Origin of the sequence: Halobacillus halophilus (assembly GCF_020171985.1) — a bacterium.
In the GTDB taxonomy this organism is placed as follows: Bacteria; Bacillota; Bacilli; order Bacillales; family Halobacillaceae; genus Halobacillus; species Halobacillus halophilus_A.
Map to the genome: position 1 here is coordinate 60,985 of NZ_JAIVAL010000015.1, position 17,889 is coordinate 78,873.

Here is a 17,889-nt window from a genome sequence, read left to right on the forward strand (position 1 = left end):
GGTAGTTTCTTGAGGTATCTAAGTAATCCTATACTTTTTATACCCTAAATACTGGTCCTTTACTCGTAGAATTGGTCGTCTCCTGGTTAAAAATAGAATATTCTCTACTATTTATAATCATGTGACTGGGCTTTTTAATCGAGGTTTCGTGAAATGTACCAGATTAATTTCAGTTAAAGGTACCCACTATGACAGATTCATGATCCGAAAACTCACTGAGTTTTGTGAAGAAAAGCACCCGGGCAAAACGACTATAATTACTATCGTAACTAATTAAAAAAGAAAGGAGCTTATTCAGCTCCTTCCTTTCTACTTTTCGTTTAATATACCCCTACATTGCTCCAGGCATTCCCAACAGCGTTCGCTGCCTGAGATCCATAAAGATCCTGAGCTGATTGAATGAGAGCCTGACGCGCGTTTGAGAAATTACTGCTTGGCGTTAAATAAACGGTTAAAGCCCGGTAATAAATATCTTCCGCTTTGGATATTCCTATGTTGTTAATCGTATAATAAGCTGCTTTGTTTGGAATACCACTATTAATATGAACTCCGCCCCAGTCTCCAGATTCTGTATTAGGAAGGTTACGGTATTCATTCATATGGTCCGGCTGATTGTACGCATTTGGATTGGAAAGAGAACGCAATGCATCGCCTGAGGTTCCTGGAGTGTACACATCTTCTCCCATTAACCAATCTTCTGAATCCACAAAGAAACCGAACACATCGGAGAATGATTCATTTAATGCACCGGACTGATTTTCATATACTAGTTCAGCTGTTGTATCAGTTACAGCATGAGTTAATTCGTGAGCTACAATATCATCAGCGCCAGACAAGTAAGTAAACGTCGAACCATCACCGTCGCCGTAAATCATTTGATTTCCAGTCCAAGCCGCATTATTGTAATTTGATCCATAATGAACGGTGGAACGAATATCAGATCCTTGATTGTCATAGCTGACCCTTCCGAATGTATCATAATAGTAATCAAAAACTTCTCCTGCATAGTAATGAGCATCTACCGCTGCTTTCTGCCTTTCACTGTAGAATGTATTACCGGAATCCGTAACATAATAACCAGGCAGGCTGCTATATTGCCCTCCGTAATTATCAAACGTTTCAATAACTCCATTCATAGGTTTTGTTGTATCAAATAAGTAGTAAGTGTTATTGTAAGCATACGTGTTCAGCGTTTTAGAATCACCTAGCACCCCCGTACCTGTACCAGAAGCTTCATGAACCACATTTGCCGCTTTTAATACTTCTCCATTTTCAGCATTAATATAAATCTGCCAATTCGCAGGGTATGGCTGAGAAAATTGGAGTTCCACGTGATAAGCTAATGTATACTCCCCATCTTGGTGATGCACGACAAGATTAGAGTTTTCCGTTAGGGTTTCAAAATCCTTACCAAGTTCGCTTTTTTGAACTTTATCAGCTTCTTCCCTGGTAACATCAATATGGTTCCATGCTAGATTAATAGATTCTTTCTGGTTCAATTCCTTCAACTGCTTCACTTTTTCTGGAGCGTCCTCATGAAATTCACCATTAACTGCAGTAACGGCTCCGTTCGAATCTGTATGTACCATAACTTTTGCATTAGCTATCGGGACATTTCCAACAGTTCTCTGATAAGTATAGTGAGTCATTCCGACCTCATCTTTTTCCTTTTTAACTAAATATAAATCCTTATTTGGATTAAAATTGAAATCCTGCCGCTTCTGTTTAAAGAATTCTTTTACAGCTTTATCGCTCTTGATCTTAGATCCTTTCAAGTTCTCTGTTATAAATTCCGAAGAAGCCTCTTTGTTTTTAATACCTGAACTATCTTCGGCATTAGCTAATGTCCCGCCAGACACTAAGCTTGTCCCTAGTACAAACGCAGCTGTTACTGATTTCCAGTTCATCGAATCCCTCCTATATTTGTAATACAATTCCAATGTATCACAATATTCAGACGAATATACTGTGAAAGTCAGGGGTCAAAATCCCCCTTAAAGCCTCTTTTTTTTCACGACTTGGGAAACACATGATTATTGTTGAAAATTCTCAATCGAACATGTATTCTAAATATAGATTTGAAAGAGGCACACTCTTCCAAATCAACAGTTGATCAACTAGGTGTGTGGCCAATGGAATATGGTAAAGTACTTCGATTTCATCGAGTCAAGCAGGGATTAACTCAAAACCAGCTGGCAGATGGAATTATCTCACCGGCGTATCTTTCCAAAATTGAGAATGATCAAACCGTTCCCGCGTTTGAAGTATTAGAATTGCTTTACGAGCGGCTAGGTCTTGATTTCCTTGAGACTTCATCCAACCATCCATCAAAGGAAAAGTTGAAGGAATGGTATGAAGCTATAGCTTTCAAACGTCAAGAAGACGCTCAGAAACTTAAAGAGGATATTCTCAATCAGAAAGAAACCCAGGAAAACCATCATTTGTATATTTTCTTCGAATTGTTTCGGATACGGCATCTTCTATTAGAAAATGAAGTAGACGAAGCTTATAAAGTTTGGGAAAATATCCGACAATACAAGGATACTTTTGATGAAGAGATGGAGTTCTATTATCATCTGGGTTCAGGACTCCTTAAGTACTATCAAGGAGATTTTGATAATTCATTCCAGGAATTAATGGAAGCTAAAAACTATAGTTCATCTATTAAACTGGAAGACTGGGAATTCAGTGACCTTTATTATCTTCTTGCTTTAAGTACAAGTCAGGCCAACCACATATCTGCATCCGTATTTTATGTAGACCAGGCGTTGGAAATCTATCAAGCAAATTATGACTTATCAAAGAGTGCAGATTGTCACATTTTGCAAGGTATCAATTATAGTCGTTTAAAAAACTATGCAAAAGCACTCGAAAATTTTCATTTGGCGAGAAAAATAGCCACACAAACAAATGATACTCACCAACTTAAGCTTGTTTTTATTAATATTGCTGTCTTAGAATCAAGGGTGGAGAACCATGAAGCATCAATTCTAAATTATAAGAAAAGTCTAGAATATACAGATGAGCTGGGTTCTTCATTTGATATATTCGAACTTCTTAATATTATTCATGGATTAATCCTTGAACATTATAGACTCGGTGATAGCAAAGGTTGCTTGGAATGGATTGAGAAAGGTAAAAGGAAACTTGAGTCCTTCCCTTCTGAAGCGCACGAGTATCATTTCGAAGTTTATTACAAATTCTTACAAAATAGCAATAATACTATAGAGTATCTTGAACATAGTGTTATTCCTTATTTTAAGGAAAAGAAAGAACATGTATATATTATTCGTTACGCTAAATTTCTAGCTGATTTGTTAGAACAACAGCGAATGTACAAAAGATCTTCAGAATATCTTAGGTTAGCAATTCAATTGTTAAATAAACATTCTCACTTAGGAGGTATTATGTTATGAAAAAGCTCATCGCATTTGTTGCTGTCCTTGGGTTTGTTGCTTCTATTGCAGCCCCATTAACACAGGATAGTGCAGTAGAAACCTACCCAAGACCACTAGTAGCTGAAGTTGAAGAAGTTTAAGATTTGTTTTTCATTATTTATGTGTAATTAGCACCTCCCCTAATCCTATACCTATACAATTTTTCGCCTCTGCCCCTTGTGGCAGAGGTATTTTTTTTTATTACGGAAAAGAGGTTCTAAAGTGAAAATCATCGGGATCGATTTGTCTGGACCCTCCAACCATAAAGATACAGCTGCTGCGGTTTGCCGTGAAGAACATGATCAATTATTCATAGAAGACCTTCACACAGGATTATCGGATCAAGCCCTACTCTCCCTTATTTCTGAGCAAGCAAAAAAGAATAATAAAATTTATATCGGAATTGATGCTCCCTTATCCTACCAGGATGGCGGAGGTGATAGAGAAACTGACCGAGAGTTAAGAAGTTACGCGAAGCACCTGGGAGTTAAGCCAGGCTCTATTATGCCGCCCACCCTCACGAGAATGATTTACTTAACGGCAAGAGGTATTCACCTTGCCCATATGATCAAAAATTCATTACCTGATAAAGTTGAAATTGTCGAGGTTCACCCCGGTATAGCTCTTGCTTCCCGGTTACCTATTGAAGACAGACCACAGGCAGTTCTTTATAAAAAAGATGAACAAAGCAGAAAATTTGTTCATAGGTGGTTATCAGAAGTGTATTTCCCATTGGCTGACCAAGTTGAAGACTCCTCTACCCACCAATTAGATGCCTGCCTGGCTGCTCTCGCTTGCTGGCATTGGTCCAGTGCAGCCAAATTACCGGCTTGGCATATGCCGGCGCAACCTCCCCACCATCCCTTCCCTTTTTCCTGTTAAAAAAAGCAGCACGTAATGTGCTGCTTTTTTCTACTCTTCGAAATACCTTTGGAAGGTGTAAAGAGGAGTTTGGCCATCAAGAGCCTTGAATATCATCCGATTATTCTTTTGATTAATTGTTACCGCATCAATATCTTTATACTCTGTGTTTTTCGCTTGTTGTTCGATACTCGCCTTTACTTCATTCATTAATCCTAATGTTTGACGGCTGCTCGTTTTTGTATAAACAATTTCCTGGGAGGCGTCTAACATCTTTTCAGCGATCGATTCTTCAATACCAAGTGTTTGAAACAGCTGGTTCATGGATCCTTTTATTACATTATCAATATTTTCAAACTGAGGACTTTCCAATCCAAACAACGTAAGATTTAATGCTGTCCTATTATTCATTAAAATTAAGCATTTACGCCCATTCACCTTAATAATATTAGCTTGCCATTGGTATATCTGAGGTATCTGTTCATATTCTTCTGTACTTTCAATTGTCTTATCTATATGACTTTGTAACTTTTTCGTAGCTCCGATAACAAACAAAACGATTCTCCTCATCTTATTAATATACGTTCATTGTAACAGTTTCTGCTGGTATTCCCTACTGGGATCACCTGTGTATTTAATAACTAATTCTTCCTTTTCTCTACTGAGCGAACAATATTCTTAAAATAACCATGAGATTACCGGCTTTATTAGAATAGACAAAAAAGAAGAACCGCTAAACGGTTCTTCTTTAAGATTTCGATCTTCTGGCAAAATCAACAAATTGAAATTTATCAGGTCTGTGCCTGGATTCAGTAAATTGAAATAACGTAGCATCAGCAAGATACACGTGGCTTCGGATGACCACTACCTGTTCATGCCCCTTTAGATCTAAATAGGTACGATCTTCCTCAGTTACTGGTTCTACAACAATTTCTTTTTTTGCAAAACTTATCGTAAGTCCCAGTTCATTTTCGATGTACTCATAGATAGAATCCTCAACAATCTCACTGGTCAAGCCCGGAACTATATCTTCTCGAATATAGTCCTTATCAAGAATGATTTTTTCACCGTTGATTTCCCTTGCCCTGATAATCTTCCAAAGTTTATGATCCTGTGAACAGTTTAGCTGTTCTCCAATTAAACCATCCGCCTGTCTTAAGGTGAGATTATGGACAAATGTTCGAAAATCCTTCCCCAGTTGATTAGATAACTCTTTAAAACTTGTAAGACCTGACACAGGGAACTCAAACTTGCCATGATCCAGTACGACGGATCCCTTTCCTCTTACCTTTTGAATATAGCCATTTTGGGCAAGAAGATTTAAAGCTTTCCGAATGGTTTCTCTTGAAGTGCTAAACCGGCTCGATAGTTCGTGTTCAGAGGGAAGCGTGTCTCCTGGATGAATGCTGCCTCTTTGGATCTCTCCAACAAGATCATTATAAATGACTAAATACTTATTTTTCATTTTCATCACCATTCGTATTTTATCATACTTGGGTAATGTGATAGACCACTGATTCATAAGGACGAAGCTTTACATCCCGCAATTCTTGACTGACATCATTATAGTTACTGATCATAACCTCAGTTTTTCCTTCAAGTTGTAAGTTTTCAGGTAAGCTGAAGGAAGTTTCAGTACCATAGAAATTATTGATTACTAATAGACTTTCTCCATTCCATTGACGAAGATAAGCAAAGACTTGTTCATCTTCCGGAGTCAACAGCTCATAGTCTCCAAATGTAAGGATGTCATTTTCTTTTCGAAGCTGAATTAGTTTCTGATAATAATGGAAAATAGAGTTCTCTTTGCTTCTCGCTTTTTCTGCGTTGATGGTTTTGAAATTATCCGCCACAGAAATCCAAGGATTACCAGAGGTGAAACCGGCGTTAGGTTCATCGTTCCATTGAACTGGTGTACGAGAATTATCCCTTGATTTTTGTTTCAAAATCTCAAGAATTTTCTCTTCGCTGACGCCTTTTTCACGGAACTCTTTATACATATTTATAGATTCAACATCTCGGTACTTTTCGATGGATTCAAACCCAGGATTTGTCATCCCGAATTCTTCTCCCTGATAAATATAAGGCGTGCCCTGCATCATATGAATAGTTGTCGCCAGCATTTTTGCTGATTCTTCCGGATAATTTACTTCATCTCCAAAGCGTGACAATACCCTTGGCTGGTCATGGTTGCACCAGAATAAGGCATTCCATCCGTTTCCTTTATTCATTTCGCGCTGCCACTTAGAAAGAATTTGTTTCAGTTCACGGAAATCAAAATCGGCAACGGTCCATTTTTCGCCATTTGGATAATCTACTTTTAAATGGTGAAAATTAAATGTCATACTAAGCTCGTTGCGATTAGGAGCTGTGTACTGAATACAGTGCTCAACTGTTGTAGAGGACATTTCACCTACAGTCATCAAATCATAAGGGGCGAAAACTTCCCTGTTCATTTCCTGCATGTACTCATGGACACGCGGACCATCTGTATAATATTTACGACCATCCCCTGGTGCCACACTTCCGTCATCATTTGGGAATTTCTGATCTTTGGAAATGAGATTAATGACATCAAGTCGGAATCCATCAATCCCTTTTTCAGCCCAGAAACGCATCATTTGATACAATTCATCTCTTACTTGTTCATTCTCCCAATTCAAATCTGCTTGTGTGACATCAAATAGGTGTAAATAATACTGACCGGTCTTTTCATCATATTCCCATGCGTTGCCGCCAAATTTCGATTGCCAGTTCGTAGGAGCTCCCCCATCTACTGGATCACGCCAAATGTAATAGTCACGGTAAGGATTATCCACTGATTTTTGAGATTCCTGAAACCACTGGTGGAAAGTGGATGTGTGGTTGACCACAAGATCCATAATAAGTTTCATTCCACGCTTGTGCGTCTCTTCAAGCAGTTGCTCAAAGTCCTGCATAGTTCCATATTCATCGTGAATGTCGTAATAGTCACTAATGTCATAGCCATTATCATTTTGTGGAGATTTATACATTGGGGTCAGCCATAGCACATCCACCCCTAGTTCATTTAAATAATCCAGCTTTTCAATGATGCCTTGAATATCCCCGACCCCATTGCCGGTTGTATCATTAAAGCTTTTTGGATAGATTTGATAAACGACAGCTTTTTTCCACCATGGTTGTTCAATCAAAGTAACGCCTCCTTACACATCTTTTTGACGCTTAGCGTATAAATAAGTACCTACAAGAGGAAGTACGATAACGATCACCATTCCGATAATGAAGTCGAACCAGTAATCAGAAACAATGGAGAAGATTCCCGGAACTCCCCCTACTCCAATTGAGTTTGCTAGTACGCCTCGAGCCGAAATATATAAACCAGCAATCGCTGAGGAAGAAATAGCGATGATAAAAGGATATTTAAATCGTAAGTTTACACCAAACAAAGCGGGCTCTGTAATTCCCAGCCATGCAGAAACCCCTGAAGATAACCCAAGACCTCTAAGCTTCTCATCTCGAGAGGCAAGCATGATCGCGAATGCGGCAGACCCTTGAGCAATGTTGGATAGAGCAAGCATTGGCCATAGGAATGTTGTACCTGTACTTCCAATTAATTGGATATCAACAGCTAAGAAGGTATGGTGCATACCCGTAATAACAAGCACACCGTAGAGTGCACCGTAAATAAGTCCACCTAGTGCAGCGAAATTATCAAAAATAGATACAAGACCGTCTGTAATAGCATTACCGATCGCAAATGTAACCGGTCCGATAAATAAGAACGTTAAGAAACCTGTCACAAGTAAAGCAACTGGACCGACGACTAATAATTGAATGCTGTCTGGTACACGTTTTCTCATGAAAACTTCGATTTTAGTTAATACATAGGATGCCACCAGCACTGGTAATACTTGTCCCTGGTAACCAATTTTCTCAATTTCCCATCCGAAGAGATTCCATGTAGGAACCGTTCCTTCTTTTACAGCTTCCCCGTAAGCCCAAGCATTCAGTAATTCTGGATGAACAAGAATAAGACCCATGACTATACCTAAGATTGGACTACCACCGAATTTTTTAACAGCAGACCACCCAATCAGTCCGGGTAAAAACGTAAAGGCCGTATTCGCTATAATGATAATCATGTTAGCAATATCTGACCACTGTGGATAAACGTCAATAACAGATTGCTCGTCCCAGAATATGCCTGGAGCTGTAAGTATGTTGTTTATACCGAGCAGCAAACCAGCTGTAACAATCGCTGGAAGAATCGGGATAAAGATATCGGCTAACGTTTTAATTGCTCTTTGAAGTGGATTCATCTTTTGCGAGGAAGCTTCTTTTACTTCTTCCTTAGATGATTCCCCAATTCCCGCTAAAGCTACCAATTCTTTATAGACTTTATCTACGGTTCCTTGCCCTACGACGATTTGAAATTGACCGTTGGTAGAGAAAGACCCTTTTACGGCATCGATATTGTTTAATTTTTCCTGGTCGACAATACCTTCATCATGAAGGGCTAATCGAAGTCGGGTAACACAATGAGTAGCAGCTGATAAGTTCTCTTTCCCACCTATTGCTTCCAGAATCTGCTCGGCTTGCTCTTTGTGATTCATTTTCATTCCTCCCGAGTATGGGTTATTTTTGTTCACGCTCATCAATGTTGCTTGAGCCACTGCAGCTTGAGTTTTACTCGAAGCCTGACCCATCAATCGTCACTGTGGGTAACAATGGCAGATGTGATTATAGTTTTTCCTCTTCCTTACCAAATTTGAATAAGGATTTCTGCTCCTGTTTCCGTTTTAATCCCTACCACATGAATGGTTTGGAAAACTTATATCACCTCTCCTTTTATTGAGTTAAGAATCATTCCATCATACGGTTCGATGGCGATGGCTTCTCACCTCTTCTATTGGAAAAAACACAGCGGTTGGCACTTCTTCCAAAGCTTCAACCTTGTCACTCTGGGATACCGCTAAGCTAATATCCACATTTCTTTTTATTTCCATAAAGCTTCTGGAACCTGAACCTTCCTCCAAAACCATAAACTTGTATATACATCAATTACTTATGATTATAATTTGTATATACAAGTTTTGCAACCGTTAACAAAACATTCATAGTAGTCATCTATCACTCTTTTATCTTTCCAAAACCTGGTGACATAACCTTTTTTACAGGATCATGCTAATTTATAGTGAATAAAATTAAATTTTCTTTTATATATCAGGAATTCGTGGTATATATTTAGAGTGTCGAAATAAATATTTTTTTGGAAGAAGTGATTCTATCCTTAGGAAAAAACACCAAACACAAAGAAATTTATGGATTATGTGGTTTGCCAATTTTTTTATTGCTGGTAGTATCACCATGGTCTTGCCCTTTTTGTCTTTATATATTGATCAATTAGGTGATTTTTCAGATTCATTTGTTCAAACATGGTCTGGCTGGATCTTTGGAATTACCTTTGTGACTGCTTTTATTTTCTCACCGATCTGGGGCCGTATTGGTGATCGATACGGCAGAAAAAAAATATTGATCATGTCTGCTATGGGTCTTGCCGTTTCTGTCCTACTTATGGGTTTTGTTGAAACCGTGTGGCAATTATTCTTATTAAGGTTGTTTATGGGGATTTTCACAGGATTCATTCCAATGTCTCAAGCGCTTATTTCCACTCAGACCCCAAAAGATACAGCCGGACAAGTTCTTGGAACCCTTCAGACAGGAAGCATAACTGGAAGCTTACTTGGACCTATGCTCGGCGGGTGGATTGCTGACCATATAGGATACGCCACTACATTCCAGCTAGTATCGATAACCGTAGCTCTATCCGCCGTGATCGTTTTCTTAGGTATTACAGAGAAACGTGTGGAAAGAGAAGGTATAAATGAGAAGACGAGCTATAACTCAAAAGAAGTACTTTCTCACATAATGAAACACCCTGTACTTTTAATTGTTATGGTTATTTCTTTATTTGTTCAAGTAGCCCACTTCAGTATTCAGCCGATCCTTTCACTATTTGTAGGAAATTTACATGGACCTGAAAATTTAGCTCTATTCTCTGGAATTGCTTTTTCAGCTGCTGGATTAGGTAACCTGTTGATGGCCAAACGATGGGGCAGAATATCAGATCGCAAAGGTTATATTAAAATATTAATCTTCCTTCTTTTTATGGCTGGAATTGTGTATCTTCCCGCTGCGTTTGTCACAAATATATGGCAGTTAGTCATCTTACGATTTTTGTTAGGGATATCCATTGGAGGAATTATCCCTGTCCGAACTGCATATATACGCCAGGAAGCCCCTTTGGCTATGCAGGGGGAAGTACTTGGATATAATACAAGCCTTCGTTTTTTAGGAAATATTATCGGCCCTGCTTTGGGCGGCCTTTTGTCAGGAACATTCGGGTTTTCAGCTGTATTTTTCGTCACAAGCAGCCTCCTGATTTCTTGCGGAGTTCTTCTACTCCTTACAAAACAAAGACATCCAAAATCCGTAACTCAGGCCGCCTCTTATTAGATGGGTCTGCTGTTCCTGACCTTTTGGTTTCGATTAAGTCTTATGGAAAAGTTTCCATTAATTGAATACTCAGTTTCGAGATACTTGATCAGCGGAAGGTGCTGTGTTCAAATGTGGAATCACCCCGGAAGACACGACTAGCATAAGCCGCCCATCAAAAGGATTGTGTTTTTTCAATCCATTGATGAACGGCTTATGTCTCGAGGATCTGGGTGATGGAACAAGACGAGTTGTTTCCGCAGCCACTCCCCTCTCTAAAAGAGCACCAAACTCAAAATATCTCGAAATCGAGTCTTCTACTAGCCGGCCCTATAGCTCAACAAACCTCTTTCGAAAAATCAGTGTCCTCTATTAACAGGGCTATTTTTTATGTAGAAAGCGTTCCTGTCTGTTAATATATGTGTATAGACATATTAGGAGGGATTGGATGAAACAAGCCTTGCTTGTTATTGACTATACAAATGACTTTGTAGCTCCTGAAGGTTCGTTAACCTGCGGGGAACCTGGGCAGAAGATCGAAGAAAACCTCACTACATTATGTAAAGAATTCTTATCCAATGATGAATTTACGGTGCTCGCGGTGGATCTCCACGAAGAAAATGATCCTTACCATCCAGAATCAAAGCTTTTCCCGCCTCATAATATTCGCGGCACTGAAGGTAGACGATTATACGGGAATCTCCATCATTTGTACGAGAGGAGTCAGTTCAAACCAAGCCTCTACTATATGGATAAAACCAGGTATAGTGCTTTCGCCGGAACAGATCTTGATATAAAATTGCGTGGAAGAGGAATTACAGATGTGCATCTATCAGGGGTCTGTACAGACATCTGTGTTCTCCACACAGCTGTTGATGCTTACAATCTTGGCTATAATCTTACAATTCATAAAGATGCTGTAGCCAGTTTTAACCAACCAGGTCACGAATGGGCTCTTGGGCATTTTGAATCCGTATTAGGAGCCACTATTAGATAAAATAAACTTGAGACCGTCTTAAAAATTCAAGGCGGTCTTTTTATTTTTATATTTTCCAACCGGTTCCACTATGTTTTCTATTAATGAATGTTATGGTATAGTATTTCGAGTGTCTAACTACTTTAATAGAAAGGAAGGGACAAAGAATGGTTGAAAGCCCCCGCCCTTCAAATAAGCATTTCCGTACGGTGCTCATTTTAAGTGCATCGATCCTGATTGTGGTTATGAATACTACTATGTTTAATATTGCATTACCTAATATCCTTAGAGACTTCTCTTTGCAGCCCTCAGAAGGGGCCTGGATTGTATCCGGATATTCTATTGTACTTGCGATTTTTACAATCACCTTCACTCGTCTTTCTGATTACCTTCCCATACGAAAGCTTCTGACCATCGGCATTTTAATCTTCGGTTTATCCTCCATTCTTGGCTTCTTTGCTGAATCTTATATATGGCTGTTAATTGCGAGACTTTGCCAGGCATCTGGTGCAGCAGCCATCCCTGGGTTATCGATGGTGTTCGCCGGAAGATACATCCCTATGTCACGCCGCGGAAGTGCTTATGCGCTAATTGCTTCCGCTACTTCTTTAGGGTTTGGCCTTGGCCCAGTAGCAGGCGGTTTTATTACGGATTATTTAAACTGGAATTTTTTATTTATCGTCACTATTTTAGTAGTTTTCGTGATCCCTGTGCTCTATAAATATATGCCGTTAGAAACTTCTAAGAAAACTAGTTTTGATGTGATTGGAGCCTTACTATCCGGAACCAGTGCTACGTTGTTTTTATTATATATTTCCACCTTTAACCATCAGTATCTTTTGAGCGGATTACTTTCTGCTGCTCTGCTCTGGTGGAGGATTAATAAAGCAACTACACCTTTTATACAGCCTGAGTTAGTGATGAATAGACATTATCGCCGCATTGTTTTTATGAGTTATATTGGATTCACTCTCCATTTCGCGGTTCTATTCTTAATGCCAATCATGCTTGAACAAGTGTATGACCGGGGAGCAGCTGCCATTGGATTGATCATCTTTCCAGGAGCTATGCTTTCTGCGGCGGCCGCAATTTATGTTGGTGGACTCATTGATGCCTATGGAAACATTAAAGTGCTTTTTTTGGCGCACGGTCTTTTACTAACCTCTGCACTTATCTTTTTCTTATTTGCCAGAGAAAGCCCCTACATGATTATGCTGGCTTATATGTTTACAAGCTTTGGCTTTTCAAGTCTATCTTCCAGTTCCACAAACGAAGTGTCCCGAATATTACCGAGTGAGCAAATTGGGGCAGGGATAGGATTAAAGCAGCAGGTTCATTTTATAGGAAGCGCCACTGGATCCGTGCTGGCTGGTATCTTGCTTGAGCTGAATCGTCAGCCTTATACTGCTCAGGATTTCAGCCTGCCGTTTGGTATTTTAATCATGCTCATGCTTGCTTCAAATGCTGTCCTGTTGGTCTATTCTGTTAGAATTAAGAAGTTTAAACCCGTTCAAGAAATTGACATTTGAAATTTAAGATCGAATCGAATATGATTGAGTATGGACATTTATGCTAATAACTGATATATAGATCCAATATAGGAGGAATCACTTATGAGCTCAAAAGATTATCGAGTTCTGTTGTATTATAAGTATGTCGACCTTCCTGATTATGAAGAATACTGCCAAAATCACCTGAATTTCTGTAAAGACCTTGGTCTTAAAGGACGAATTATTGTAGCTCCAGAAGGAATAAACGGGACCGTGTCCGGCACCGTAGAGCAAGTGGAGCAATATATGGACTACGTTCGCTCAGATGAGCGTTTCGCAGACATCCAGTTTAAGATGGATGAACATGAAGGTCATGCCTTTAAAAAGATGCATTGCCGAGTGAAGCCAGAACTTGTAAACTGGAGCATTGAAAATGATGACATTGATCCAAAAGAATTCGGTGGAAAGCACGTAAAACCAAAAGAATTCTATGAACTTCTTCAAGAAGATGACACGGTGGTTATTGATGGTCGCAATGAATATGAATACCGTATCGGTCATTTCCGTAACGCGATCCGTCCAGAAGTGAACCACTCTCGTGAGTTTCCAGAATGGATTGCTGAAAACGCGGATCAGTGGAAAGATAAGCGAGTGATCACCTACTGCACAGGTGGAATTCGCTGTGAAAAGCTGACTGGAATATTGAAGAAGAATGGTGTAGAGGATGTCTACCAGCTAGAAGGTGGAATCAATACGTACAGCAAGGATCCTGAAGTAAAGGGTCAGCTTTTCGATGGTAAAATGTACGTGTTTGACGAACGCATCTCTGTACCTATTAATCAGGTAGAGGAAAAAGTTGTCGCACAATGTGAACACTGTGGTAAAGAAGAGGACCGTATGATCAATTGCAGTAACCCTGTTTGTAATAGACAATACGTTTGTTGCGAGGACTGTGAAGAAAAATATCATGCAGCGTGTACAGCAGAATGTAAAGAGCACCCGGAAAACCGCTGGGATGCTGAACGTAAGAAACAAATTGATAAGTATGACAGGATTTCTAAATAACTTGAAATACTCGTAAAAAAACTCGCCTTAACTCAGGCGAGTTTTTTAGTATGTTTCTTTTCGTCAAAAACATAATCAACTATAACTAGAAGGCAAGTAAAAAACCATTCTGACCACAGAACCATGGTCACTTGAGAGACCAGTTCATCTACTGTGTAAATGGTCAGCCAAGTAAATAATAGATCAACGAAAATACGCCAAACCGTAAATACAGAAGGGGAAGGTTTAGTATATGAACTGATCATTTTAACTATTTTAGCGGCCGCTTCAAAGAGCAATCCTAGAATAAAAATAAGCACTCCAAACAGGAGCAGGGACGATACAGATTCATATGAAACTCCCATTAGTTGAAATAGTCCGACCATGCCAAAGAAAAATACGCCAAAAATTATGGTTATTCCAAGAAGAAGCAGGATTCCCATACTTATAAATACCGTGGACTTATCTTTTCTAAAAGAATGACGAAATCTATGTTTTTTCATTCTTTTCCTCCCTCATAGCCCTCCGTATATCCTTTAATTTCCACCTCAGGTCATCCATTTTATGGATGACCTGAGGTGGAAGGGTTTACCTGATCTTAGTATTAGCTTTCTATGTGGATATAGCCTTCTGTGTCGCTAAGGTGTCCATTCTTCATATAAACTCCTGAGTTTTCTGCAATTCCATATCCTTTGGTTACCCCAGTCTCCTGCACAGCTGTTTTGAGATTTACTTCCTCTTCCCATTCAAGATAATGTGCTGAAACTACTGCATCCGATAGAAGTCCTAATCCTTTCTCAAAGAGCTGCACTTCCTGAACGTTATCGTTAGGAGAAATCACACATTCTTCCGGGGAGATCAATGCTCCCGCTGAGAACCCGGCAAAAGGTCTCCCCTCTTCAAACAAGTTTCTCACTATCTGTCCAACCGACGTTTCTACAATAAATTTCCTGTACAAAGCAGTGTCTCCTCCCCCTATGATAACTGCGCCTGCCTCTTTGAGAGCTGCTAAATCCTCTGAAGAATATTCGTTTCTTAAAGGCAGATAATAAATCTCAGAATCGGAGATACCTAAACAAATCGTATAAAGGGGAAGGTAGTCGGCGGACCCTTCCCTCTCAATATAGAGGACAGCAATTTTGGTTCCCTCTGCTAACCTTTTAAATTCTTCTCCCAGGTTCGGTGTAAAGGGAGGCCCTGAACCAAATAAGAATAAATGAGTAGAACGATTCAACTTTCCTCCCCCTTTTTTAATATCTAATACTTAAATGTTTATTAAGGATTTCATGAGACTAATTCTTTGTTCGGTGTGCGGCATGATAAGCAGAACCAATTCCTCGATCAAACGACAAGGCATAGACAATGGCGCTGGTTACAAATGATTTCGCCTTCCGAACCGCTTCTTCTACAGTTTTTCCTTTCGCAAGCTCAGCTGCAATGGCGGCGGAATAGGTACAGCCTGCTCCGCTTGTATGAACGGTCTTTACGCGCTCTGATTCAAGTTCTACCATACTTGTCCCGTCAAACAATATATCAACAGCAGGATAGTCTTTTAAAGCGCCTCCTTTTATAAGGACGTAATCCGGGCCAAGACTTTGCAGATCGCGCGCCAATGCCTTCATATCTTCAGGGCTTTCCGGCACAGGAGCATCTAATATCCGGGCTGCCTCCTGCAAATTCGGTGTGATAATGGTAGCCATTGGCAGCAATTCCTTTACCAGCGTATCAATAGCTTCATCTTTTAACAGTTGCGATCCCATTTTACCTACCATGACAGGATCAACGACTATATTTCTGACTTCAGAGTAACGAATTAGTTCAGCCGTACGCTTAATAATATCTTCGGTAAACAACATCCCTGTTTTAATAGCGTCTGCCCCTACATGTTCAAGAGACGCATACACCTGCGCTTCAACCGCTTCTAAAGACTGGGTAAAGATCCCTTGATCAGTTGTATTATTATTAGCCACAATGGCTGTAATGGCGCTCATTCCATACACATCAAACTCTTCAAATGTCTTTAGATCAGCCTGAATTCCCGCACTTCCTTGTGATGCAGAACCTGCAATGGACAATACTCTTGGTATACTCATACTTAATTATCCCCTCTCGTAATCTTATTTAAATTGTAACAAATAATTTTTTCCAGAATCTATTCATACTTTATTTTTTTACTGTAAAATTAATAACATGAGGAGGGATGAACCTATGCAAACCTTTACCCAGAATGTCCTGAAGGTTATTAAGCTCATACCCGAAGGAAAGGTGATGACCTACGGGCAGATAGCTCGGCTATCCGGGAACCCTCGCGCAGCAAGACAAGTATCCAGACTCCTTCACTCCATGAGCCAAAAACACGAACTGCCGTGGCACAGGGTAATTAATGCCCAAGGAAAAATTGCCATTCAAAATGAGGAAGGTGCTGAGAATCAGCGAATGGCACTCGAAGCTGAAGGTGTACCCGTTATTCAATGGAGAATCAACTTGCAGGAATTCCAAGCAAGTGACTCCGAGCTCCCTATTGATTCTAATTTTCTGGAAGATCAATTATAATAAATGGTTACATATGCAGTTGGAGGTTTTCTATGTTTGAAATCAATCCCTACCCCGAATTGTCCTGGTCCCTTTCGCGTCACAAGACACTGATGACGTGTGTTCGTAAATATGCTTATGATTACTATTTTTCACATAATGGCTGGCTGAAAGACGCTGACTCTCTTGCACGACAAACCTATCGTTTGAAGAAAATTACTAATCTGGAAATGCATTTTGGAAGTATCGTTCACGACCTGATCTATCAGACCATTCAGCAAGTTCTTAACAATCAGCACATCCCAAATGAACAGGCTCTCACTGAGGAAATAAGGAGGCATTTAAACCGCGGTTTTATTGAATCCACACGGAAAGAGCATTTATGGATGAACCGGCCCAAACACTACACGATGCTTCACGAAATTTATTATAGCCAATCCAATAAGCTTCCTGAGGCTAAAGTCAAAAAGATAACTGAACGACTTCAGACTACGGTTAAGAATTTTTACTCCAGCCGTTCATTTCAAGACGTTTTAAATAAAAAGCACATGCGTTTTATAGAGTCAGAGGATTTCCGTTTTATGAAAGCCAATGGAGTTAAGATATTTATTGTGATGGATCTTGTCTATAAAGACTTACAAAAAGATCAATGGGTCATTGTAGACTGGAAGACCGGTAAAGCATCCGATGAAGATCGAAACCAACTCGCTCTTTACGCCTTGTATCTCAAAGAGAAATATGACATCCCGTCCATCGAGGATATTGTTATCCGTAATGAATACTTACTGGAAGGGACCCATATTGAATACCAATTAAAAGAACAGGATTTAATCAATGTACAGCATCTATATCAAATTAGTATGGAGCAGATGAAAGCTTATCTGGAAGATTCCTCTAAAAACAAGCCTCTTCCGATCGAGAACTTTCCTATGCAGGAGGATCCTCGGGTCTGCGCTCGTTGTAACTATCAAGAGTTATGCTTTTCATAATTCAACCTCCTTTTGACCTGTTCATATGTTTCAAGCTCTGAAAAAAAGGCTAAATAAGGAGTGGACAACATATCCAGAGAATA

Annotated in this window: 17 protein-coding genes; 9 read left to right on the forward strand and 8 right to left on the reverse strand. The window is 39.6% G+C overall.

Going from position 1 to position 17,889, the window contains the following annotated elements; all coding sequences use genetic code 11:
- Positions 1-320: 320 nt before the first annotated feature.
- Positions 321-1,907 carry a M4 family metallopeptidase gene (locus tag LCM11_RS18635; RefSeq protein WP_224895778.1) on the reverse strand — a complete coding sequence of 529 codons (1,587 nt, stop codon included), beginning with the start codon at positions 1,905-1,907 and terminating at the stop codon, positions 321-323.
- 225 nt (positions 1,908-2,132) lie between these two features.
- On the opposite strand from LCM11_RS18635, the gene LCM11_RS18640 reads away from it, so the two are divergent.
- The 3 genes from LCM11_RS18640 (at position 2,133) to LCM11_RS18645 (ending at position 4,319) form a co-directional block, all read left to right on the forward strand.
- Positions 2,133-3,416, forward strand: coding sequence for a helix-turn-helix domain-containing protein (locus LCM11_RS18640; RefSeq protein WP_224895779.1), 1,284 nt, complete (start codon positions 2,133-2,135; stop codon positions 3,414-3,416).
- Positions 3,413-3,538, forward strand: coding sequence for a hypothetical protein (locus tag LCM11_RS20470; RefSeq protein ID WP_263622732.1), 126 nt, complete (start codon positions 3,413-3,415; stop codon positions 3,536-3,538). Before LCM11_RS18640 ends, LCM11_RS20470 begins: the two co-directional genes overlap by 4 nt.
- A gap of 121 nt (positions 3,539-3,659) precedes the next feature.
- Positions 3,660-4,319, forward strand: coding sequence for a DUF429 domain-containing protein (locus LCM11_RS18645; protein WP_224895780.1), 660 nt, complete (start codon positions 3,660-3,662; stop codon positions 4,317-4,319).
- A 30-nt stretch (positions 4,320-4,349) separates the two neighbouring features.
- Here LCM11_RS18645 and LCM11_RS18650 read toward each other — a convergent pair whose 3' ends face one another.
- The 4 genes from LCM11_RS18650 to treP form a co-directional block, all read right to left on the reverse strand.
- Positions 4,350-4,853 (reverse strand): DUF6933 domain-containing protein, encoded by a 504-nt coding sequence (locus LCM11_RS18650; protein WP_224895781.1) that lies wholly within the window; start codon positions 4,851-4,853, stop codon positions 4,350-4,352.
- A 193-nt stretch (positions 4,854-5,046) separates the two neighbouring features.
- A complete protein-coding gene (gene treR, locus LCM11_RS18655) occupies positions 5,047-5,763 on the reverse strand; it encodes a trehalose operon repressor (RefSeq protein WP_224895782.1) in 717 nt (238 codons plus the stop codon).
- A gap of 22 nt (positions 5,764-5,785) precedes the next feature.
- Positions 5,786-7,468 carry an alpha,alpha-phosphotrehalase gene (gene treC, locus LCM11_RS18660; protein WP_224895832.1) on the reverse strand — a complete coding sequence of 561 codons (1,683 nt, stop codon included), beginning with the start codon at positions 7,466-7,468 and terminating at the stop codon, positions 5,786-5,788.
- Positions 7,469-7,483: 15 nt separating this feature from the next.
- Positions 7,484-8,893 carry a PTS system trehalose-specific EIIBC component gene (treP, locus tag LCM11_RS18665; RefSeq protein ID WP_224895783.1) on the reverse strand — a complete coding sequence of 470 codons (1,410 nt, stop codon included), beginning with the start codon at positions 8,891-8,893 and terminating at the stop codon, positions 7,484-7,486.
- A 715-nt stretch (positions 8,894-9,608) separates the two neighbouring features.
- Here treP and LCM11_RS18670 point away from each other — a divergent pair.
- From LCM11_RS18670 to LCM11_RS18685, 4 genes are all read left to right on the forward strand, one after another.
- The gene (locus LCM11_RS18670) at positions 9,609-10,796 is read left to right on the forward strand and encodes an MFS transporter (protein ID WP_224895784.1); all 1,188 of its coding nucleotides are present in this window, start codon (positions 9,609-9,611) and stop codon (positions 10,794-10,796) included.
- A gap of 427 nt (positions 10,797-11,223) precedes the next feature.
- A complete protein-coding gene (locus LCM11_RS18675; protein WP_224895785.1) occupies positions 11,224-11,772 on the forward strand; it encodes a cysteine hydrolase family protein in 549 nt (182 codons plus the stop codon).
- 146 nt (positions 11,773-11,918) lie between these two features.
- Positions 11,919-13,280: an MFS transporter gene (locus LCM11_RS18680; protein WP_224895786.1), complete on the forward strand. Its 1,362-nt coding sequence runs from the start codon at positions 11,919-11,921 to the stop codon at positions 13,278-13,280.
- Positions 13,281-13,364: 84 nt separating this feature from the next.
- Complete coding sequence (locus LCM11_RS18685; protein WP_224895787.1) at positions 13,365-14,306, forward strand: rhodanese-related sulfurtransferase; 942 nt, start codon at positions 13,365-13,367, stop codon at positions 14,304-14,306.
- 32 nt (positions 14,307-14,338) lie between these two features.
- Here the strand turns inward: LCM11_RS18685 and LCM11_RS18690 are convergent, their stop codons facing one another.
- The 3 genes from LCM11_RS18690 to thiD all read right to left on the reverse strand — a co-directional run bounded on the left by LCM11_RS18690 (position 14,339) and on the right by thiD (position 16,378).
- Entirely contained in the window at positions 14,339-14,788 is a 450-nt protein-coding gene (locus tag LCM11_RS18690) for a regulatory YrvL family protein (RefSeq protein ID WP_224895788.1), read from the reverse strand.
- A 101-nt stretch (positions 14,789-14,889) separates the two neighbouring features.
- Positions 14,890-15,519: a Type 1 glutamine amidotransferase-like domain-containing protein gene (locus LCM11_RS18695; RefSeq protein ID WP_224895789.1), complete on the reverse strand. Its 630-nt coding sequence runs from the start codon at positions 15,517-15,519 to the stop codon at positions 14,890-14,892.
- Positions 15,520-15,577: 58 nt separating this feature from the next.
- Positions 15,578-16,378 (reverse strand): bifunctional hydroxymethylpyrimidine kinase/phosphomethylpyrimidine kinase, encoded by an 801-nt coding sequence (gene thiD, locus LCM11_RS18700; protein ID WP_224895790.1) that lies wholly within the window; start codon positions 16,376-16,378, stop codon positions 15,578-15,580.
- Positions 16,379-16,493: 115 nt separating this feature from the next.
- Between thiD and LCM11_RS18705 the strand changes: the two genes are divergently transcribed.
- A complete protein-coding gene (locus LCM11_RS18705) occupies positions 16,494-16,838 on the forward strand; it encodes an MGMT family protein (protein ID WP_224895791.1) in 345 nt (114 codons plus the stop codon).
- 32 nt (positions 16,839-16,870) lie between these two features.
- Positions 16,871-17,806, forward strand: a complete 936-nt coding sequence (locus LCM11_RS18710) for a PD-(D/E)XK nuclease family protein (RefSeq protein ID WP_224895792.1) — start codon at positions 16,871-16,873, stop codon at positions 17,804-17,806.
- Positions 17,807-17,889: the final 83 nt, after the last annotated feature.